Below are 20432 nucleotides of genomic sequence, written 5' to 3'. Positions count from 1 at the left end.
GGCGAGGATTAAGCCAGCCTTAAGCTGCTCCCGCTAATTTGCCCTTACTCTTCGCCTTTCTGCCTTTACCGTGCCCGAATCATGAATCCATTCAATCGCCGTGCCGCCCTGCGGATTGCCGCCGTCAGCCTGCTGCTGGCTGCCCTGGCCAGCCCGCTGGCCTGGTATGTCGCCCGCGAGAGCGCCGAGGAAACCACGGTGGCTCTGGCGGCAGAAGAGTCGCGCCGGTTGCTGCAGCATTTCGCTGCCTTCGACCGCGCCGACCCGGCGGCCGATGCTCATGCCGGCGAAGCGGCGCAGGCGATTGTCGGCGGCCTGTTCGACATCGCCGAAATTTACGATGCTTCTGGCAACAAGCGGGCCGAGGCGGCGACCGATCTGGGCGAGGCGATCGAGTCGCTGCTGCCGCCGCATCGCAAGCCGGCGGGTGAAAGACCCGACTATCTCGGGATCGATCTGCCGGACGGTCGCTGGGCGCTGCGGGTGATGGTGCCGCTGGCCGATGCCGGCTATTTCGAAGGGGTGCGCGTGGTGCCCGACTGGCAGCGCCGCCAGATTCGCAACAGCGCCTTGTCGGCGGCCTTGCTGGCAGCGCTGGCGGCGCTGCTGTGCGGTGCGGCGATCTACCCGGTGGTGGTCTACCTGTCGCGGGAAAACGAGCAAAAGGCACGCGAAGTGCTCGATTCGCACATTGCGATGATGGAAGCCCTGGGGCGCGCCATTGCCAAGCGCGATTCCGATACCGGCGCGCACAACTACCGGGTGGCCTGGATCGCCGCCCGCATCGCCGAGCGGATGGGCTTCCGGCAGGGAGCGATGCAGGCCCTGATTGCCGGCAGCTTCCTGCACGATGTCGGCAAGATCGGGATTCCCGATGCCATCCTGCTCAAGCCGGGCAAGCTCGACGCCGAAGAATTCGAGATCATGCGCACCCATGTTGCGCAGGGCGAGGACATCGTGCACGGCATGGGCTGGCTTGATGGCGCACATGCCGTGGTTGCCGGACACCACGAAAAATGGGATGGCAGCGGCTACCCACGGCGCCTGGCCGGCGAGCAGATTCCGCTGGCAGCGCGGATTTTTGCCGTGGCCGACGTGTTCGACGCGCTCTGTTCGCGGCGGCCGTACAAGGAGCCGCTGCCCTTTGCCGCAGCGATGGAAATTCTGGAGCGCGACAGCGGCAGTCATTTCGACCCGGCCGTGGTCGCCGTATTCCGCGAGATGGCCCAGGACATTCACGAGCAGCTTGCCGGTTGTGGTGAGAACGAGTTGCGGCGGCTGCTGACCGTTTGCGTGCGGCGGCATTTCGAGATTTGAGCGAGGGAGCCGGCGTGCTGGAAGCGGGGGCGGACGAAGACGCGGTAGCAGTGCTGATCGTCGAGGACGAGCGGACGATTGCGGAAAATCTCTACGATTTTCTCGAAGCCGCCGGCTATCGCTGCGATTACGCGGCCACCCTGGGCGAAGCGGCAGCGCGTTGCCGCGACGGAAAATACGCCGTTTTGCTGGTCGACCGTAATTTGCCCGATGGCGACGGTGCGCATTGGGTGCGCATGCTGCGCGAACAGGGCGACTACACCCCGGTGCTGCTGCTGACTGCCCGCGACGGGCTTGACGACAAGCTCGACGGCTTTGCCGCCGGGGCTGACGATTACCTGGTCAAGCCCTATGCGCTGCAGGAGGTGGCGGCCCGGCTGCAGGTCTTGCAGCGGCGGGCGGTGGCGCCGGTGCCGGCGGTGCGCGAGTACCGTGGGCTGCGGCTCGATCCGGCTGCCCGCGCGGCCAGCCTCGACGGTCAGCCGCTCAATCTGTCGCCCAAGGCCTGGCGGCTGCTGGCAACGCTGGCGGCACAGCCGGGGCGGGTTTATGCCCGGCGCGAACTGGAAATCGCGATCTGGGGCGAGGCGCAGGCGTCGAGCGACAACCTGCGCTCGGTGTTGCTCGGCGTGCGCAAGGCGCTGGCGGCGCATCCGGGGTGGCAGGTGGAGAATGTACATGGCCTGGGTTACAAGCTGGCGCTGGGCTGAACGAGCACGCAGCCTGCGCTGGCGGGTGGCGGCCGCGCTCGCGGCATTGGCCTTGCTGACCATCCTGGCGCAGTCGCTGACCTGGCTGTGGCTGCTCGAACGCCAGGAAGACGCCTTCATCAACCAGCAATTGCACGAACAGATGGCGCACAGCATGGCGCTGTGGCGCGAGCATCCGGAGGCAGCGCTGCCTAATTCGCCGGCGATGTGGCTCTACCGCGAGCCGTTCCGGCCCAGCAGCCAGCGGGTAGAGGCGCCGCCGCAGTTCGCGCATTTGCCGGTCGGCGATCACGAGGTATTTATCGGTAGTCACGAATACCATGTGCTGGTACGGGCCGATGCGCAGGCACGCTACATCCTGGTGTACGACGTCGAAGATCATGAATTTCGTCTCAACCGGCTGTTCTGGAGCACGCTCGCGGCGGCCCTGCTGCTCGCGCTGACTACCCTCGGCGCCGGCTACTGGCTGGCCGGGCGGCTGACCCGCCGGCTTGGCGGGCTGGCCGAGGCGGTCGAGCGCGAAGTCCCGGAAGCGCTGGCCGATCCGGCAATGGAGCGCGAAGTGCTGGCGCTGGCCGAGGCCTTTGACCGCCAGCGCAACCGTCAGCGTGAGGCGATGGCGCGCGAACGCGCTTTTGCCGCCAATCTGTCGCATGAGCTGCGGACGCCGCTCACCGCAATCCGCACCGATGCCGAGTTGCTGAGCCAGCTGCCGGACTTGCCGGCGGCGGTGGCCAGGCGCGGGGCCCGTATCGTTGCCGGCGTGGACCGGATCAATTCGCTGGCTGCCAGCCTGCTGCTGCTGGCGCGCGAGGCGCGCCCGGGCGAGCGCTTGCCGCTGGCACTGGCGGGGCTGCTGGATGAGGTCTGGCAGCGCAGTCTGGACGCGGTTCCCGCCGGGCTGCCGGTGCCGCAACTCGAGAATGCGGTAGCGGTTGACTGTCAGCTGCTGGCTGATCCGGCGCTGTTCGAACTGGTCCTGCGCAATATTTTCGACAATGCGTTGCGCTATAGCGCTGATGGCACGGTCCGCTGCTGGCTGGCAGACGACGAACTGGCGGTGCAGGATAGCGGTCCCGGCTTTGCTGCCGATGAATTGGGTCACGTTTTCGACCGTTTCTATATCGGCCGCCGTGGCTTGCACGGGCTGGGGCTGGCCCTGGTCCGTCATGTCAGTCAGGCTTGCGGCTGGCAGGTCACGGCGGAGAATGCCGCAACTGGCGGCGGCTTGATCCGGCTGCGCTTTGCGCCGGGCGACCTCACAATTCCATCACACACGGTCGACTAGCCTGCATCCCCGAAATTCATTTCGGGGAATTGCATGGCGTTTTTGTCTCTTGCCGGCTGGCGTAGCGCCGGCCTCTCTGCCGGGCTGGCCCTGGCGGTGTTCGTACTCACCCGCCTGGCCCTGCTGGCCCATGCCGCGCTGGTTTCCGGCCAGCCGCTGGCGACACTGGCTGCCGGCTTTGCCCTTGGCGTGCTGCGCGACCTGCCGGTCGCTGCCGTGCTGGCCTTGCCCTGGCTGTGGTTTGCCAGCTGGTTTACCGGGCCGCGTGGACAGCGTTTGCGTTTGCCGCTGCTCTTCATTTATGTCTTCGTGCTGCTGTTTGTGGCTGTGGCCGAGGGAATTTTCTGGGACGAATTTGGCGTCCGCTTCAACTTCATCGCCCTCGATTACCTGGTGTTTACCACCGAGGTGATCGGCAATATCCGCGAGTCTTATCCGGTCGGGCCGATTGTCGCTGCGCTGATCGGTGCATCCTTGCTCATCGTCGGCGGCTGCCGGCGCGTTTTGCAAGTCCCGCAACCGCAGCCGGCCGGCGTTCAGCCGGGGGGCCGTCGCTGGCGGCAGCTGCCGGCCCTGCTGGTGATCAGCCTGTTCGCGCTGCTCGCCTACTGGAAGGTGCCGCCGGCCGAGTTTTCCGGCAACGGTTTCGCCAACGAACTGGCCGACAACGGCTGGCGCAGCTTCATCTGGGCCGCGCGGCAGAATCGCCTCGACTATCGCCAGTTCTATGCTACCCGGCCGGATACCGAGGTAATGCGCGATCTGCAGCGCCTGTCCGGCCATGCCACGGTCAGCGCCACCCACGCGCCGGTGCAAAAGGCCGCCTACCATGCGCCGCAGGCGCTCGGCGGCAAGCAGCCGAACCTGGTGGTGGTGATGATGGAGAGCTTCTCCGCCGAGTACATGGCGACTTTCGGCAACCGCGAAGGGCTGACCCCGAACCTCGACCGGCTGGCCGGCGAAGGGCTGCTGTTCAGTCGCCTCTACGCCGCCGGCACGCGCACCGTGCGCGGCCTCGAAGCCCTGTCGGCAGCGCTGCCGCCCTTGCCAGGCAAGTCGGTGGTGCGCTGGCCCAACGTCAGCAACCTCAATACCCTTGGCGCTTCGCTGGCCGAGCACGGCTGGCAGCCGCACTTCCTCTACGGCGGCTACGGCGCGTTCGACAACATGAACAGCTACTTTGCCGCGCAGGGTTACCGGGTCACCGACCGTACCGGCTTTCAGGACGGGATCGTCGAGTTCGAGAATATCTGGGGCGTTGCCGATGAGCATCTGTTCGACCAGGTGCTGCTCGAAATCGACCGCGACCATGCCGCCGGCAAGCCCTTCTTCGGTCATATCATGACCGCTTCCAACCACGTTCCCTTCACCTATCCGGAGGGGCGCATCGACATTCCCTCGCCGGGCAAGCGGCGCGGCGGCGTCAAGTACGCCGACTACGCGGTCGGCCGCTTCATCGAGATGGCCAAGCAGAAACCGTGGTTCGACAATACCGTCTTCCTGTTCGTCGCCGACCATTGCGCGAGCAGTGCCGGCAAGACCAAGATTCCGGTCGATCGTTACCACATCCCGGCGGTGCTCTACGCACCCAAGTGGATCAAGCCGGCCCGGGTCGACACGCTGTCCAGCCAGATCGATCTGGTGCCGACCCTGCTGGCGCTGCTCGGCTTGGGTAAGGAAGATCATTTTGTCGGCCGCGACATTCTGCGCATGGCGCCGGACGAAGGTCGGGCCCTGCTGTCGACCTACCAGAACCTCGGCTACCTCAAGGGCAATCTGATGACCGTGCTGCAACCCCGGCGCAAGATCGAAACCTTCCGCGTCAGCGACGACGGCCGCGAAGCGCAGCCGGTGCCGACCGATCCCAAACTGGCCGATGAGGCGATTGCCTATTTCCAGGGGGCCGCCTTGTTGATGGAGCAGCACGGGCAGGACGGCCGCCGCTGATCGGCTGTACCGCCCGGCAAAAACGCGCATATTCACGGTCGACCGTAGAAATGCGCGTTTTTTTACGCTGACGGGCAGCGCGCCGGCACAGCCGGAGCCGGCTTTGCTATTGTGGAGCCACCCGGCAAGCCGCTTGGCCGGCACCGTGTACGATGTGTGCAGCTTCGATGAGGAGAGATGGAATGGTGTTCTTTGATCTGTTTGCCCACAATCCTTCGCTGGTCCAGGTGCCTGCCGGGCAGGCCCTGTTTCGCGAGGGCGAGGAGGGGCATCTGATGTATGTGCTGGCGACCGGCAGCGCCGAGGTGTGGGTTGGCGAGCAGGCGGTTGAAACCCTGGTGCACGGGTCGATTGTCGGTGAAATGAGCATCGTTTTGCCGGGGCCGCGTTCAGCCTCGGTAATCGCGTTGAGCGATTGCGAATTTGTCGAGGTCGATGAGAAACGTTTCCAGTTTCTCGTCCAGCAGACGCCCTTTTTTGCCACCCAGGTGATGCGGGTGCTGGCCGAGCGGCTGAAAAACATGAACCAGCGCCTGCAGCAGGCAACCTCGGGCTGAATCCGGCGGTCTTTCAGTGCGCGGCCGGCGTCGCCGGCAGGCTGACTTCAAACAGGGCGCCGCCGAGTCGGGGCGAACGCTCGGCGCGGACCTGGCCGCCATGCTGGCGGGCAATCGCCCGGACGATGGCCAGGCCGAGGCCGCAACCGTCGCTATGGCTGCCGGGCGGGCGGTAGAAACGCTCGAAAATCTTGTCCTGTTCGCCGTCGCGGATGCCGGGGCCGTTGTCCTCGACCGTCAGCCGGCAGCGGCCGTCGGCCGCAGTACCGCAGCCAACGGTGACCGCGCCGCCGGCGGGGGCATGGCGCAAGGCGTTGTCGATCAGGTTGCCGAGCAATTCCTGGAGCAGCAGCCGGTTGCCATGCACGCTGGCCGGCGCGACCTCGAAGCCGAGGTCGATGCTGCGGGCGATGGCATTGGGTAGCCAGCTTTCGGCGCAGGCATGGATGATCTCGGCCAGTTCGATTTCCGGGTCGGTTTGCGCCAGCGAGGGTTCGGCGCGGGCCAGTGCGAGCAATTGCGAGACCAGGTGGGTCAGCCGCTGGCAGGCGTTGCGGACGCCGCTCAGTTGCGGCCGGGCGTTTTCCGGTGCGGCCTGCAGTGCGGCTTCGACCTGCGCTTGCAGCGCGGCAATCGGCGTCCGTAGCTGGTGCGCGGCGTCGGCAACGAAGTTGCGCTGGCTGTCGAGCGAGTCGGCCAGGCGTTGCAGCAGGCCGTTGATTTCGCGCACCATCGGCTGCATTTCCTGCGGCACATCGGTGCCCAGCGGGCTCAGGTCGGTCTGCGAACGACCGGCCAGTTCGTGGCGCAGGCCGTCGAGCGGACGCAAGCCGGAGCGGACACCGAACCAGACGATCAGCAGGCTGAGCCCGACCAGCAGCAGTTCCGGCAGCAGCATTCCGAGCAGGATTTCGCGGATCAGCGCATTGCGCTTGACCATCGTTTCCCCGGCCAGAATGGTCAGCTTCTGTCCGGCGAGTTCGCGTTCGAGCGCGGCAACGCGGATCGGCAGGTGATCCAGACGGGCGTCGAAGTAATAGCGGATTTCGCCGCTGCGCCTGGTTTCAGGGGCTAGCGGCAGGCGATGTTCACCGTCAAGCAGGGTGCCGTCGGCGGCGCGTACGGCGTAAAAAATCTGGTCGTAGTGGTCGGTCAGCAGGACTTCGCGGGCCTGCTGCGTCAACGGCAGATGGACTTCGCCGTGCTTCAGGTGGAGTTGTTCGGCAATCGCCAGTGCCGCGTCGGCGAGCGCCCGGTCGTAGGCCTTGGTCGCGCTGCGCCAGGCAATCCAGTAGGCGATGGTGGCGCTGCCCAGCAACAAGGCCAGCATTGCCGGCAGCAGGCGCCGCAACAGTGTGATGCGCAGGCTGCCGTGGCGGCCCGGGTCAGGCATGCGGCTTTTCCAGGTAGTAGCCGAGGCCGCGCACGGTGCGGATGGTGACGCCGGCGGTCTCTAGCTTGCCGCGCAGGCGGGAAATGAACTTTTCGATGGCGTTCGGCGTGATGTCGTCCTCCCAGCCGTACAGCGCCTGGATCATCTGTTCCTTGCTGATCACCCGGTTGACCCGCTGGGCGAGAAATTCGATGGCCGCCCATTCGCGTGCAGTCAGCTCGAAATTGTGTTCGCCGTCGCCATCAGCATCGCGCACCCAAGCCCGTTTGCCCAGCGTGTCGAGGCGCAGCCGGCCGAGGATCAGGTTCGGGTCGGGGTCGCCCCGGCCGCGCCGGATCAGCGCCCGCACCCGGGCCTCAAGCTCGGCCAGCGCCACCGGTTTGACCACGTAGTCATCGGCGCCGAGGTCGAGCAGGCGCACCCGCTCCTCCATCGCCGGACGCGCCGAGAGAATCAGTACCGGCGTTTTCTGGCGACGGCTGCGCAGGCGCTGCAGCACGTCGCTGCCTTCGAGGCCGGGCAGGCCCAGGTCGAGGATGGCGAGGTCGAATTCCTCGCTCTGCAGCCAGTGGTCGGCGGTCTTGCCGTCGGCAGCGATTTCGACGCTATAGCCGGAATGGGCCAGGGCGCGGGCGAGGCCGTCGGCCAGCAGGGCATCGTCTTCGGCAAGCAGGATACGCATGGTCAAAACAGGTGAAGGTGGTCAGGGGGCGGTCAGCAACTGGTCAGAACCGGGTCAGAGCAACTCCATACGATACCACGTCGCCTCTTTGCCTACGCCATGCGCCCTCCCTTTCTCCCATTCATCCTCTGCCTGAGCCTGTTCCTGGCCACGGGCCCGGCTCGCGCCGGGCTAACCCTGAACCAGGCCGAAGCCCTGTGGCGGCAGCATAGCCGCGAATTGAAATTGGCTGCCGTGGCGGTTGAGGCGGCGGCCGCGGACCAGGTGACTGCCGGGCAGCGGCAAAACCCCGACCTGGCGTTGAATACGCTGGCGATCAGCCCGTGGTCGGGGTATCGCAGCGGTGGCTGGGAGCGCAAGAAGATGGACACGGTACTGCGCGTCGAGCAACTGATCGAGCGCGGCGGCAAGCGCGAACTGCGCCAGCGCAGCGCCGATGAACGGCTGGCCGCCGCGCGTTTTGCGGCTGAGGATCTCGGGCGGCTGCAGTTGCTCGACCTGCGTGGCGCCTATTTCGACTTGCGCTTGAGCCAGGAGCGCCTGCGTCTGGCGCAGGAAACGGCCGCCCTCTACCGGCGCAGCGTCGAAGCCGGTCAGTTGCGCAAGAAGGCCGGCGACATCGCCCCGGTCGACCTGGCGCGGCTGCAGATCGACCTGGCGCGGGCCGAGACCGAATTGCGCGCGGCCCAGGCCGAGCGCGAGCGGGCGCAACAGGCGCTGGCTTATCTGATCGGACGCGAGGCGGAGGCCGGCGAATTGCAGGCTGCCGACGATTGGCCATTGCCGACTGCCGCCGAACTGCAAGGCGCAAGTCTCGATGCGCGTCCCGACCTCGCAGCCGCCCGTCGCCGGGTGGCTGCGGCGGAAGCCGAGCGCGAACTGGCGCGGGCCAGGCGAACCCGCGACGTGACTGTCGGCATGCAATACGAACACAATCTGCAGAATGCGCCGACCAACAGCTACGGCTTCGGGGTCAGCGTGCCACTGTTTATCTGGCACGAGTACGAGGGTGAAATTGCCCGCGCCGAGGCCGACCTGAATACGGCTCGCCTGCAGTTTGAGCAACTGCAGGCACAGGTCGGCGGCGAGGTGGCGGTGGCGCGCAGTGCCTTGCTTGCCGCGCGCGACCGCCTGCGGCGGATCGAGGACGGTCTGCTTGCCGATGCGCGGCGGGTGGCCGATGCCGCCGAATTGGCTTACCGCCGTGGCGCAATGGGCCTGCTCGACTTGCTGGATGCCCGGCGTACCCAGCGCCAGGTCGAGGTCGAGGCGCTCAATGCCCGCGCTGACTATGCCCGCGCCTGGGCCGCCTGGACCTTGCAGGCAAATTACCAAAATCAGAATAACGCTTCCGGAACGAAACCATGAAATTCGGGCTGCCCCGTTGTTTTTTCTTGTTGCTGGGGGCCTTGTCCCTGAGCCTGCTGGCGGCTTGCAGCAGCGAACCGGAAGCCGCAAAAAAACCGGCGGTGCGTACCGATGGCGAACGGGTGCTGTTGGCCGAGCCGGACAAGGCCGGTTTTTTGCAGATTGCCACGGTCGACCGTGATCAGGGCGAAATTCTGACCCTGCCCGGGCGCATCGTCTGGGATGAGGAGCGGACCGTGCGCGTGGTGCCGCAGGTCGCCGGTCGCATCCAGCGCGTCGCGGTGGCGGTCGGGCAGGCGGTCAAGGCCGGCGAGACGCTGGCCTGGTTGAGTTCTCCCGACTACGGTCAGGCGCGCGCCGAACTGCGCAAGGCCGAGGCCGCGTACCGGCTGGCGCAGCAGAACCTGGTCCGCCAGCGCGAACTGCGCGAGGCCGGGGTGATTGCCGAAAAGGACTGGCAGCAGAGCGAGGCCGAGGCCGCCGCCGCGCGCGCCGAACGCGAGCGGGCGCAGCGCCAGCTGGCCAGTCTCGGCGGTGAGGCCGACAGCTATCCGCTGAAAGCCCCGCTGGCGGGCATCGTGGTCGAGCGCAATCTTAATCCCGGCATGGAGTTCCGGCCCGAGGCCGGTGCCCTGCCCTTGTTCGTGATTACCGATCCGGCCCGGTTGTGGCTGCAACTCGATGCCGGTGAAGCCGATCTGGCAGCGCTCAAGCCGGGCGAGGAACTCAGTCTTGAGGTCAAGGCCTATCCGGGCGAACGCTTTGCCGGGGTGATCCGCCATGTCGCCGATTTCGTCGATCCGGCCACCCGTACCTTGCGGGTACGGGGCGAGGTGGCCAATCCCGACCGCCGTCTCAAGGCTGAAATGTTTGTCCGCGCCAGCATCCGGCTACCGGCCGGCCAGGCGTTGAGCGTGCCGAGCGGCGCCGTATTCCTGCAAGGCGAGCGCCGCTATGTCTTCGTCGAGGAGGCTGCGGGGATATATCGCCGGCAGGCGGTGAGCGTCGGCCGCGAACGGAATGGCCGGCTGGAAATTCTCGGCGGACTGGAGGCTGGCGTGCGGGTCGTCAGCGAAGGCAACCTGCACCTGCTCAAGTACTTCAAGCCGGTCACGGCGGGGGCGCAATGATCAAGCGCATCGTCGATTACGCGCTGAATCAGCCGCTGTTTGTCGTGCTCGGCTTGCTGCTGTTCATCGGTGGCGGGATCGCCGCTTTCCGCTCGCTGCCCATCGAAGCCTTTCCCGACGTGACCGATACCCAGGTCACGGTGATCACGCTCTACCCCGGCCGGGCGCCGGAAGAGGTCGAGAAACAGGTGACCATTCCGCTGGAAATTGCGCTTTCCGGGGTGCCGAATTCGATCCGGATGTTCTCGCATACGCAGTTCGGGCTCTCCTTCATCGTCGTTACCTTCGACGAAAAACCCAGCCTGTTCATGGCCCGGCAACTGGTCGAGGAGCGTCTGCGCGGGCTTGACCTGCCGCCCGGCGTCGAGCCCGAACTGGCGCCACCGGCGACCGCCACCGGCGAGATCTTCCGCTACCGTCTGGAAGGCGAGGGCATTGCCCCCGGCGAACTGCGCGCGATCCAGGACTGGCAGATCACGCGGCAAATCAAGCAGGTGTCGGGGATTGCCGATGTGGTTTCGCTCGGCGGGCCGATCCGCCAGTACGAGGTGCGCCCCGACCTGGCCCGGCTGCGCGACTACAGGATCACCCTCGGTCAGCTCTACGCCGCGCTGCAGCGGGCCAATGCCAACGCCGGTGGCGGCTCGGTGGCGCAGGGGCGGCAGCAGTTCCTGATCCGTTCGCTCGGGCTGCTGCGCTCGTCGGCCGACATCGGCCAGGTCGTGGTCGCCGAAAACAAGGGCGTGCCGGTGCTGGTCCGCGATCTTGCTGAGGTGGTCGAAGCCCGCGTGCCGCCACAGGGCATCGTCGGCTATACCGATGCTGAGGGAAATCAGGATGATGTCGTGTCAGGTATCGTGCTGTTGCGCAAGGACGAAAACCCATCCTTCGTGCTCGATGCGCTCAAGGCCAAAATCGACCGGCTCAACGCCGGCGGCCTGCCGCCGGGGGTCAGGATCGTGCCTTATTACGACCGCTCGTGGCTGATCGGCAAGACGCTGAAGACGGTGTTTACCAACCTGCTCGAAGGCGCGCTGCTTGTCACGCTGGTGCTCTATCTCTTCCTCGCCGATCTGCGTGCGGCGGCGATTGTCGCCTCGGTGATCCCGCTGGCCCTGCTCGGCACCTTCATCGGCCTGTCGCTGGTCGGCATCCCGGCCAACCTGTTGTCGCTCGGGGCGATGGATTTCGGGATCATCGTCGATGGCGCGGTGATCGTGATCGAAAACATTTTCCGCCGCCTGGGCGAAGCACACCGCGACGAGGACCACCGGCCGCGCACCCGCACCATCCAGGAAGCGGTGCTGGAAATCGGCCGGCCGACGGTGTTCTCGATGGTGATCATCATCGTCGCGCATCTGCCGATCTTCACCATGCAGCGGCACGAGGGCAAGATTTTCGCGCCGATGGCCTATTCGGTGGTGGCGGCGCTGATCACCTCGCTGATTCTGTCGCTGACGCTGGTGCCTTTCCTCTCCAATATCGCCTTCCGCAAGCGCGTGCCGCACGAGGAGACCAGTCTGATGCGCTGGTGCATGAACCGCTACGAGCCGGCCCTGCAATGGGTGCTGGCACGCAGCCGGCGGGTGCTGGCCGGTGCGCTGCTGGTCTTGGCCGCGACGGCGGTGGCCGTGCCCTGGCTGGGCACGGAGTTCCTGCCCGAACTCAACGAGGGCTCGATCTGGATCAACATCACCCTGCCGACCTCGTTGTCGGTTGACGAGGCGCGCAACGAACTGAAAAAACTGCGCCGGGTGGTCGCCGATTTTCCCGAAGTGAACGCGGTGATTTCCAAGGGCGGCCGGCCGGAAGACGGCACCGACCCGAAGAACATCAACATGACCGAAATGCTGGTCGACCTCAAGCCCGAGTCGGAGTGGCGTCCCGGGATCGGCAAGGAGGCGCTGGTGCGCGAGATGGAGGACAAGCTCAACGACCTGCCGGGGATCGAGCCGACCTTCAGCCAGCCGGTGCGCGACCAGATTCTCGAATCGATTTCGCAGATCGACGGGCAGATCGTGGTCAAGCTGTTTGGCGACGACCTGAATGTGCTCAAGGCCAACGCCAACCAGTTGCTCTCCCGGATCAACACCGTACCCGGCGTGGTCCGTGCCTTCATCGACCGCGACGGCGACCTGCCGCAGTACCGGCTGGAGATCGACCGGGCGGCGGCGGCGCGCTACGGCCTCAACGTGATGGACGTGCAGGACGTGGTCGAAACCGCGCTCGCTGGCAAGGTGGCGACCGAACTGTGGCAGGGCGAACGGCATTTCAGCGTTGTTGTCCGCCTGCCGGAATCCGAGCGCCAGCTCGACCGTTTGCGCGAGGTGCTGATCCCGACGCCGAGCGGGGCGCAGGTGCCGCTGGCGGCGCTGGTGGATTTCAAACCTGGCAGCGGTGCGATGAATATCGCCCGCGAATCGGGGCAGCGGGTGGTTGCGATTGGCGTCTTCATCCGCGACCGCGATATGGGTAGCGTGGTTGCCGACATGCAGAAGGCGGCGCAGGAAATCAAGCTGCCGGCCGGCAATTCGATCACCTGGTCGGGCGAGTTCGAAAACCAGGAGCGGGCGATGAAGCGGCTGATGCTGGTGGTGCCGCTGTCGATCCTGCTGATCTTCCTGTTGCTGTTCGATGCCTTCAAGTCGTTCAGGGACGCGCTGATCATCATCTGCAACATCCCTTTTGCGTTGATCGGCGGTGTCTTTGCGCTGCTGCTGTCGGGTATTCCGCTGTCGGTCTCGGCGGCGATCGGCTTCATTGCGCTGTTTGGCCAAGCGGTGTTGAACGGGGTGGTGATGGTCAGCTACATCAACCAGTTGCAGCGCCAGGGAATGAGCAAGGAAGAAGCGATTTTCCACGGTGCGCTGTCGCGCCTGCGTACGGTGCTGATGACCGCGCTGCTGGCGATGCTCGGGCTGCTGCCGATGGCGTTGTCGCATGGCATCGGCGCCGAAACCCAGCGACCGCTGGCACTGGTGGTGATCGGCGGGCTGATTTCAGCGACCGTGCTGACCCTGTTCGTGTTGCCGGCCCTATGTCACTTCCTCGCTACCCATCCGCGTCTGGCCAGGGCGCTGCATTGAACGTCGGTCGGCGTGCCGGTTTCGCTCTGGCCTGGTGCTGCATGCTTGGCTGCTTGCTGGCGCTGCCCGCCGCTGCGCTGACCCTGGCTGACGACGAGGTCGAGGTCGAGTACCGCGATGGCACCTATTACGCCCATCTGCAGTTCCGGGTGGCGGTGCCGCAGTCTTTGGCGCTGGACGTGCTGACCGATTTCGAGCGGATGCCGGCCTTTATTCCCGGCCTTGAGCAGAGCCGGGTGCTGGCGCACGCCGGGCAACGCTGGCATGTCCAGCAGCAGGGGCGGCTCAGTTTCGGGCCGTTTCGCCTGAATTTTGCCAATGAGCGTTTGATCGAGGCGCTGCCGGATGGCCGGATTGTCGCCATCGGCCTGTCGGGGGTAAGGAAAATGCGTAGCGAATTGCGCACACAGGCCAGCGGCAGCAGTACACTGCTGGATTACCGTCTGGAGTTACTGCCTGAACAGTGGATTCCGGCCGGCCTGGGCGTCAATTTCATGCAGCACGAACTGGCCGGGCAATTTTCTGCGCTGGCGAGCGAAATGGAACGGCGCTTGCAGGGGAAAAAGCATTAATAATCAGCCCGGAAGCACCGGGTACAGAAGCTTAGGGGGTTTAGCATGCAACACGGCAAACAGGCGCTACCGGCGCTGACGCTGGGGGCCATCGGCGTGGTCTTTGGCGACATCGGTACCAGCCCGCTGTACGCGCTGAAGGAAATCTTCAACGGACATCACCCGATCCCGGTCACCCCGGACAACATCCTCGGCATCCTGTCGCTGGTTTTCTGGTCGATCATGGCGCTGGTTTCGCTCAAGTACGTGGCGATCATCATGCGCGCCGACAACCGGGGCGAAGGCGGTTCGCTGGCGCTGTTGGCGCTGGTTACCGAGCGTGCCAAGAATCCCCGTCTGGCCTGGATCGTGACCCTGCTCGGAATTTTTGCGGCGGCGCTGTTCTACGGCGACAGCATGATCACCCCGGCGATCTCGGTACTGTCGGCGGTCGAGGGCCTGGAACTGGTGGCGCCGACCCTGAAGCCCTACGTGATCCCGATCACCCTGGCGATCCTGACCGGGCTGTTCCTGATCCAGAAGCACGGCACCGGCGCCGTCGGCCTTGCTTTCGGCCCGGTGATGACCGGCTGGTTCGGCATCCTTGCCGTGCTCGGCGTCAGCCACATCGTCGACAACCCGGCCGTGTTGGCGGCGCTCAATCCGGCCTACGCAATCCATTTCATCGTCCACTACCCGGGGCTCGCCTTCCTGGCGCTCGGCTCGGTGGTGCTGGCGGTCACCGGCGGCGAAGCCCTGTATACCGACATGGGCCACTTCGGCCGCTTCCCGATCCGCCTGGCCTGGTTCTGCTACGTGATGCCGGCGCTGGTGCTCAATTACTTCGGTCAGGGTGCCTTGCTGCTGGCCGAGCCGGAAGCAATCCAGAACCCCTTCTTCCTGCTCGCCCCGGACTGGGCGCTGCTGCCGATGGTCGGAATCGCCACGCTGGCGACCGTGATCGCCTCGCAGGCAGTGATTTCCGGCGCCTTCTCGGTCGCCCGCCAGTCGGTGCAGATGGGCCTGCTGCCGCGGATGCAGATCATCCACACCTCGGGCAAGGAAGAAGGGCAAATTTACGTGCCCTTCACCAACTGGAGCCTCTACCTCGCGGTGGTGGCGCTGGTGATCGGCTTCAAGTCCTCGTCCAACCTCGCCGCCGCCTACGGCATCGCGGTCACCGGCACGATGCTGATCGACACCATTCTGGTCGCCTTCGTGATGGTGCTGATGTGGCGCTGGCACTGGTCGCTGGTTGCAGTCACCATCGGCAGCCTGCTCGCCGCCGACATCGCCTTCTTTGCCGCCAACGTGATCAAGATTCCCGAAGGTGGCTGGTTCCCGATCGTTGCCGGTCTGATCTCCTTCACCGTACTCACCACCTGGCGGCGCGGCCGCCGGCTGGTCTCGGAAGAAATGGCCAAGCAGAGCATCCCGATGGAAGATTTCATCCAGGCCATCGACGGCGTGCACCGGGTCTATGGTACGGCGGTGTTCATGACCAGCGCCAAGGACGGCGTCCCGGCGGCGCTGCTGCACAACCTCAAGCACAACCAGGTCCTGCATGAACGGGTTGCACTGGTTACCGTGCAAACCGCCGATACGCCCTACATCAACGACTTTGACCGGATTTACGTGCACCGCATGCAGAAGGGCTTCGTTCGCGTCATCATCCGTTACGGCTTCATGGAAAGCCCCGACGTACCCGGAGCGCTTGAAGGTTGCAAGCGTTTCGGCGAAGCTTTCGACATGATGGAAACCACTTTCTATCTGTCGCGCGAAACCATCGTCCCGTCGTTCAGCCGTAAGATTTCGCCGCTGCGCGCGCGGCTGTTCGCGATCATGTCCAAGAACGCGACCAGCGCCAGCGACTTCTTCCACATCCCGACCAATCGGGTGGTCGAACTGGGGACGCAACTGGTGTTGTGAGCGGGGGGCGGCGGCCTCGGTTTTTGGCCGGGGCGGTTGCCTGCCGGAAGCCTCTCGCCGGCTTGGTGATTCTTTGGAAAACGCCTGTTTTTACGGTCGACCGTGAAAGCAGGCGTTTTTTCGCCGGGGCGTTGGGGAGGGTCCTTGGCCGAAGGGGGCTTTTGTTCTTGCATTGGGAGGCGCTGGTTTCCGCCGTTTGACCGGCGGGCGTACTTTTCTTGTCTTGCCAAGAAAAGTAGCCAAAAGAAGGCGCGCCCGCTGCGGCGCCCGGCTGCGCCGGGTGCTCTGCGCTGCTCGGGCGTGCGGGCGGTTCGCATGAACTCGCCTGCGGCTCAAACAATGCGAACCGACATCCCCCGCCCGCCCTGCGCTGCTCGACGCCGCAGAGGGCAGGGGGAAAAGCGTCTCGGATTTACGGTCGACGGTAAAAATGGGCGTTTTTCCAGGTTGACCGTAACAGGTCCCTGTTCTGCCTGTTCCTGCGCCAAACTTTTCCGCTGCGACGCCTTTGGGTCCCCATGTGGAGCGCCGAGCAACGCAGAAGCCGGTGGATAAGGGGCGAGGACTGTTTGAGGCCCGTAGGGCCGAGTTCCGCAGCCCCCCGCCGGATTCGAGTCGCGCAGGGGAGTCGGCGCAGCCGACCGCGTAGCCTGGGGTCGCCTTTTCTTTGGCTACTTTCTTTTGGCGAAGCAAAAGAAAGTACGCCCGCGCGTCAGGCGCGGAAAACCGCCGTAATCAGGGCCACCCAAGGTCTGGTTATTGCCGACCTCACAACAAGCTCGCCCGCGCATTACCAAGGTCGACCCGAAAAAATCCATTTTTCCCATGTCGACCGTAAAAACCCCAAAAACTCAGGGAATAAACGGCAACACCAGTTCCCCGGTATCCCGCGCGCCGCCAGTAAAGCCCGCGCAAAGTGCCCGGAAGCGCCGCATCGCCAGGCTTTCGTGCCGCTGCCGGTGGCAGGCGAGGTAGAAGTGGCGGCGCAGGTCGAATTGCGGGGTGGCGATTTCGACCAGGCTGCCCCGGCGCAGGGCTTCGCGCAGGGCCAGTCGCGACAGGCAGCCGATGCCGAGGCCGGATTCGACGGCGCGCTTGATCGCTTCGGTGTGTTCCAGTTCGAGCCGGGTTTGCACCTGCGGCAGCTGGCGCGCAATCTGGCGTTCGAACTGGTCGCGGGTGCCCGAGCCGGGTTCGCGCAGGATCCAGTCCTGCGCCGCCAGCGTCGCGTTATCGGCGTGGCTGGCGGCGGCGAGCGGGTGGCCGGGCGCGCAGAAGACCAGCAGTTCGTCCTCCAGCCAGGGCTCGCAGCGCAGGTCGGGGTGGCTGACTTCGCCTTCGATCAGGCCGAGGTCGCAGTCGAAGGCGAGCAGGCTGGCGACGATCTGGTGGGTGTTGGCGACGTGCAGCGTTGCCGGCGAGTCCGGGTTTTGCCGCAGGTAATCGGCGACCAGCAGGGTCGCCAGATAGTTGCCGATGGTCAGCGTCGCGCCGACCGCGAGCGGGCCGGGGCGGTCGCCGGCGAGCAGGCTGTCGATGTCGGCGGCCTGGCCGAGCAGGCGTTCGGCAAAGGGCAGCAGGCCGCGCCCGTCGCTGTTCAGGTGCAGGCTCTTGCCGATCCGGTCGAACAGCGGCCGTTCGTAGGCGCGTTCGAGTTCGAGTAGGGCGTTGCTCGCCGCCGACTGCGACATCGCCAGCCGCTCGGCGGCTTGCGAAACGCTGCCGCAGCGGGCGATGGCGGCAAAGATCGCGATCTGGCGCAGGCTGAATTTCATGCGGCGGTACCTTATTTGTTTTGTCGCTGATTGATATTCAGATTATCCGCTTTTTTCGCTAAGACAGGTCGCCGACAATGTCGCCATTGCCACCGCCTGACAGCCCCCCGCTATGAGTGCCTTCGCCCCGCAAAAAGTCCTCTCCGTTCATCACTGGAACGACACCCTGTTTTCCTTCCGTACCACCCGCGACCCCGGCCTGCGCTTCGTCAATGGCCAGTTCGTAATGATCGGGCTGGAGGTTAACGGCAAGCCGCTGATGCGCGCCTACAGCGTCGCCAGCGCCAACTACGAGGAACACCTCGAATTCTTCAGCATCAAGGTCCAGGATGGCCCGCTGACCTCGCGCCTGCAGCACCTGCAACCCGGCGATGAACTGCTGATCAGCCGCAAGCCGACCGGCACCCTGGTCCTGCGTGACCTCAAGCCGGGCAAACGCCTCTTTATGTTCGCCACCGGCACCGGTCTGGCGCCGTTCATGAGCCTGATCCACGACCCGGAAACCTACGAGCGTTTCGAGAAGATCATCCTCATTCACGGCGTCCGCTGGACCAACGAACTGGCCTACCACGACTACATCGAGCAGGACCTCAAGGAACACGAATACCTCGGCGAAGAAATCCGCGACAAGCTGATCTACTACCCGACCGTGACCCGCGAACCCTTCCGCAACACCGGCCGCCAGACCGATCTGATCACCTCCGGCAAGCTCTTCGCCGACCTCGGCGAACCGCCGCTCGACCCGGCCACCGACCGTGGCATGATCTGCGGCAGCCCGGCGATGCTCAAGGAAATCTCGCAAATGCTCGACGGCTACGGCTTCAAGATTTCGCCGCACATCGGCGAGGCGGGGGATTATGTGATCGAGCGGGCTTTTGTCGAGCAGTGAGGCGGGTGAGGTTGTCTCAGCCGGCTCGCCGGGCGGTGACGCCCTCTTGGGTAGCCTGAAAATCGCACGCTGTGCGGTGTTGACCGTAGAAAAGGCCTGAACGGTAGCCCTGGCGGGGGGCGTCCCATGGCGGATGCTGACAGGCTGTTTTCCGCCGTTGACCGGCGGGCGTACTTTTCTTGTCTTGCCAAGAAAAGTAGCCAAAAGAAGGCGCGCCCGCTGCGGCGCCCGGCTGCGCCGGGTGCTCTGCGCTGCTCGGGCGTGCGGGCGGTTCGTATGAACTCGCCTGCGGCTCAAACAATGCGAACCGAAATCCCCCGCCCGCCCTGCGCTGCTCGACGCCACAGAGGGCGGGGGAAAAACGTCTCGGATTTACGGTCGACGCAGAAAATTGGCCTTTTTGCCTTTTTGCCGGTCGACCGTAAAAGCCAATCAGCTTTTGTTCTTTCTTCAGCCTTTCCGCCGCGACGCCTTTGGGTCCCCATGTGAAGCGCTGAGCAACGCAGGCGGGCCGGGGGATTTCGGCTGGCGGTGTTTGAGCCCCGCAGGTGCGAGTTTAGCCAGCCGCCCGGCTCGACGAGTAGCGCAGGGGAGTCGGCGCAGCCGACCGCGTCACCTGGGGTCGCCTTTTCTTTGGCTACTTTCTTTTGGCGAAGCAAAAGAAAGTATGCCCGCGCGTCAGGCGCGGAAACCAGGCTCAATCATTTTCGAACAAGCCAGGGGCTCGGCAGGGCAAGTAAGGAGCCGGTGGTGTTTGCTGGAGGGATTGGGTTCTTGCATTGGGAGGCGCTGTTTTCCGCCGTTGACCGGCGGGCATACTTTTCTTGTCTTGCCAAGAAAAGTAGCCAAAAGAAGGCGCGCCCGCTGCGGCGTCCGGCTTTGCCGGGTGCTCTGCGCTGCTCGGACGGTCGGGCGGTTCGCATGAACTCGCCTGCGGCTCAAACAATGCGAACCGAAATCCCCCGCCCATCCTGTGCTGCTCGACGCCGCAGAGGGCCGGGGAAAAACGTCTCGAAGTTACGGTCGACCGTGAAAAAGGCTCAAAACAGCTTGTCCGGGGGCTGGCGCAGGCCGAAGGCGGGCCAGTAGCTAGGGCTTGTTGCCGCTTGGCGGCGTAAAGCGAGTGGCCGGGACGCGCTGCCCGACACTGTCGTCTTCGCGGCGTGGCGCGCCCGTCACTGTCTGCAGCGGGATCACCCCGGCCCACACCGGCCAGCCGAGGTCTTCGTCGTCATCCTTGACTCCGGCGTTCCGTACTTTGGCCGATGCTTCGGTCAGTTCAAGGCGCAGCACGCTGGTGGCGTTCAGTTCCTTGTCGTTGATCGGGCGCAGGGTGTCCCAACGGCCGGGATAGAGGCCTTCAATCAGTGCTTCGAGGCTGTGCCGTTTCTCCGCTTCATCGAGCACCGGCGCGAAGCGGCCGTAAATCACCACCGAACGGTAATTCAGCGAATGGTGCATGGCCGAGCGGGCCAGCACCAGGCCATCGGCCAGGGCGATCGTGACGCAGGCTTCGCCGGCGGTCAGCGCCTGCAGCATGCGTGATGCCTTGGCGCCATGGATGTAGAGATGATTGCCCTCGCGCCAGTGGATGGTCGGGATGGCATGAACCGTGCCGTCGATCTGGAAGGCCACGCTGCAGATCACTGCCGCGTCGACGATGGCGTGGATGCTCGCGGCGTCGTAGGCGGCGCGTTCCGGTTTGCGGCGAATACGGGTGCGCGGGGAGGGGGCTGTTGCGGGGGGCATGGCGGAAAGGTTCCATAGCGTGTCGATGGGCCTAGCTTAGGGAACTCGTGGTACCGTTGTT

15 protein-coding genes are annotated in these 20432 nt (G+C 65.1%); 11 read left to right on the top strand and 4 right to left on the bottom strand.

The window, feature by feature from the left end:
• Positions 1-81 precede the first annotated feature (81 nt).
• The 5 genes from VX159_RS14010 to VX159_RS13990 all read left to right on the top strand — a co-directional run bounded on the left by VX159_RS14010 (position 82) and on the right by VX159_RS13990 (position 5819).
• Entirely contained in the window at positions 82-1317 is a 1236-nt protein-coding gene (locus VX159_RS14010) for an HD-GYP domain-containing protein (RefSeq protein ID WP_371323504.1), read from the top strand.
• Positions 1314-2027 carry a response regulator transcription factor gene (locus VX159_RS14005; RefSeq protein WP_371323503.1) on the top strand — a complete coding sequence of 238 codons (714 nt, stop codon included), beginning with the start codon at positions 1314-1316 and terminating at the stop codon, positions 2025-2027. The genes VX159_RS14010 and VX159_RS14005 overlap by 4 nt, the downstream gene beginning before the upstream one ends.
• Positions 1996-3315 carry a sensor histidine kinase gene (locus VX159_RS14000; protein WP_371323502.1) on the top strand — a complete coding sequence of 440 codons (1320 nt, stop codon included), beginning with the start codon at positions 1996-1998 and terminating at the stop codon, positions 3313-3315. Before VX159_RS14005 ends, VX159_RS14000 begins: the two co-directional genes overlap by 32 nt.
• A gap of 33 nt (positions 3316-3348) precedes the next feature.
• Positions 3349-5262, top strand: a complete 1914-nt coding sequence (locus VX159_RS13995) for an LTA synthase family protein (RefSeq protein WP_371323501.1) — start codon at positions 3349-3351, stop codon at positions 5260-5262.
• Positions 5263-5444: 182 nt separating this feature from the next.
• Positions 5445-5819 (top strand): Crp/Fnr family transcriptional regulator, encoded by a 375-nt coding sequence (locus VX159_RS13990; protein WP_371323500.1) that lies wholly within the window; start codon positions 5445-5447, stop codon positions 5817-5819.
• Positions 5820-5832: 13 nt separating this feature from the next.
• Here VX159_RS13990 and VX159_RS13985 read toward each other — a convergent pair whose 3' ends face one another.
• Both VX159_RS13985 and VX159_RS13980 read right to left on the bottom strand, forming a co-directional pair.
• A complete protein-coding gene (locus tag VX159_RS13985) occupies positions 5833-7212 on the bottom strand; it encodes a sensor histidine kinase (protein ID WP_371323499.1) in 1380 nt (459 codons plus the stop codon).
• Positions 7205-7894, bottom strand: a complete 690-nt coding sequence (locus VX159_RS13980; RefSeq protein WP_371323498.1) for a response regulator — start codon at positions 7892-7894, stop codon at positions 7205-7207. The genes VX159_RS13985 and VX159_RS13980 overlap by 8 nt, the downstream gene beginning before the upstream one ends.
• Positions 7895-7993: 99 nt before the next feature.
• On the opposite strand from VX159_RS13980, the gene VX159_RS13975 reads away from it, so the two are divergent.
• Genes VX159_RS13975 through VX159_RS13955 form a run of 5 tightly spaced genes read left to right on the top strand, consistent with a single transcriptional unit; the run spans position 7994 to position 15958 of the window.
• Positions 7994-9262: a TolC family protein gene (locus tag VX159_RS13975; RefSeq protein WP_371323497.1), complete on the top strand. Its 1269-nt coding sequence runs from the start codon at positions 7994-7996 to the stop codon at positions 9260-9262.
• Positions 9259-10392, top strand: a complete 1134-nt coding sequence (locus VX159_RS13970; protein WP_371323496.1) for an efflux RND transporter periplasmic adaptor subunit — start codon at positions 9259-9261, stop codon at positions 10390-10392. The genes VX159_RS13975 and VX159_RS13970 overlap by 4 nt, the downstream gene beginning before the upstream one ends.
• Positions 10389-13478 (top strand): efflux RND transporter permease subunit, encoded by a 3090-nt coding sequence (locus VX159_RS13965; RefSeq protein WP_371323495.1) that lies wholly within the window; start codon positions 10389-10391, stop codon positions 13476-13478. Before VX159_RS13970 ends, VX159_RS13965 begins: the two co-directional genes overlap by 4 nt.
• Positions 13475-14050, top strand: coding sequence for an SRPBCC family protein (locus tag VX159_RS13960; protein WP_371323494.1), 576 nt, complete (start codon positions 13475-13477; stop codon positions 14048-14050). The genes VX159_RS13965 and VX159_RS13960 overlap by 4 nt, the downstream gene beginning before the upstream one ends.
• Positions 14051-14095: 45 nt before the next feature.
• Positions 14096-15958, top strand: coding sequence for a potassium transporter Kup (locus VX159_RS13955; RefSeq protein WP_371323493.1), 1863 nt, complete (start codon positions 14096-14098; stop codon positions 15956-15958).
• 851 nt (positions 15959-16809) lie between these two features.
• On the opposite strand, the gene VX159_RS13950 is transcribed toward VX159_RS13955, so the two are convergent.
• A complete protein-coding gene (locus tag VX159_RS13950) occupies positions 16810-17733 on the bottom strand; it encodes a LysR family transcriptional regulator (RefSeq protein WP_371323492.1) in 924 nt (307 codons plus the stop codon).
• A gap of 112 nt (positions 17734-17845) precedes the next feature.
• Between VX159_RS13950 and VX159_RS13945 the strand changes: the two genes are divergently transcribed.
• Positions 17846-18622, top strand: a complete 777-nt coding sequence (locus VX159_RS13945) for a ferredoxin--NADP reductase (RefSeq protein ID WP_371323491.1) — start codon at positions 17846-17848, stop codon at positions 18620-18622.
• Between the two features lie 1089 nt (positions 18623-19711).
• Here the strand turns inward: VX159_RS13945 and VX159_RS13940 are convergent.
• On the bottom strand, positions 19712-20371 hold the full coding sequence (locus VX159_RS13940; RefSeq protein ID WP_371323490.1) for a pyridoxamine 5'-phosphate oxidase family protein: 660 nt from the start codon (positions 20369-20371) through the stop codon (positions 19712-19714).
• Positions 20372-20432 lie beyond the last annotated feature (61 nt).

The organism is Dechloromonas sp. ZY10, assembly GCF_041378895.1.
GTDB classification, from domain to species: domain Bacteria; phylum Pseudomonadota; class Gammaproteobacteria; order Burkholderiales; family Rhodocyclaceae; genus Azonexus; species Azonexus aquae.
This window is presented reverse-complemented; position numbering and strand designations above follow the sequence as displayed.

Coding starts and splice junctions, on each gene's coding strand:
- VX159_RS14010 (WP_371323504.1), top strand. CDS start 82: ATGAATCCATTCAATCGCCGTGCCGCCCTGCGGATTGCCGCCGTCAGC.
- VX159_RS14000 (WP_371323502.1), top strand. CDS start 1,996: ATGGCCTGGGTTACAAGCTGGCGCTGGGCTGAACGAGCACGCAGCCTG.
- VX159_RS13995 (WP_371323501.1), top strand. CDS start 3,349: ATGGCGTTTTTGTCTCTTGCCGGCTGGCGTAGCGCCGGCCTCTCTGCC.
- VX159_RS13990 (WP_371323500.1), top strand. CDS start 5,445: ATGGTGTTCTTTGATCTGTTTGCCCACAATCCTTCGCTGGTCCAGGTG.
- VX159_RS13985 (WP_371323499.1), bottom strand. CDS start 7,212: ATGCCTGACCCGGGCCGCCACGGCAGCCTGCGCATCACACTGTTGCGG.
- VX159_RS13980 (WP_371323498.1), bottom strand. CDS start 7,894: ATGCGTATCCTGCTTGCCGAAGACGATGCCCTGCTGGCCGACGGCCTC.
- VX159_RS13975 (WP_371323497.1), top strand. CDS start 7,994: ATGCGCCCTCCCTTTCTCCCATTCATCCTCTGCCTGAGCCTGTTCCTG.
- VX159_RS13970 (WP_371323496.1), top strand. CDS start 9,259: ATGAAATTCGGGCTGCCCCGTTGTTTTTTCTTGTTGCTGGGGGCCTTG.
- VX159_RS13965 (WP_371323495.1), top strand. CDS start 10,389: ATGATCAAGCGCATCGTCGATTACGCGCTGAATCAGCCGCTGTTTGTC.
- VX159_RS13955 (WP_371323493.1), top strand. CDS start 14,096: ATGCAACACGGCAAACAGGCGCTACCGGCGCTGACGCTGGGGGCCATC.
- VX159_RS13950 (WP_371323492.1), bottom strand. CDS start 17,733: ATGAAATTCAGCCTGCGCCAGATCGCGATCTTTGCCGCCATCGCCCGC.
- VX159_RS13945 (WP_371323491.1), top strand. CDS start 17,846: ATGAGTGCCTTCGCCCCGCAAAAAGTCCTCTCCGTTCATCACTGGAAC.
- VX159_RS13940 (WP_371323490.1), bottom strand. CDS start 20,371: ATGCCCCCCGCAACAGCCCCCTCCCCGCGCACCCGTATTCGCCGCAAA.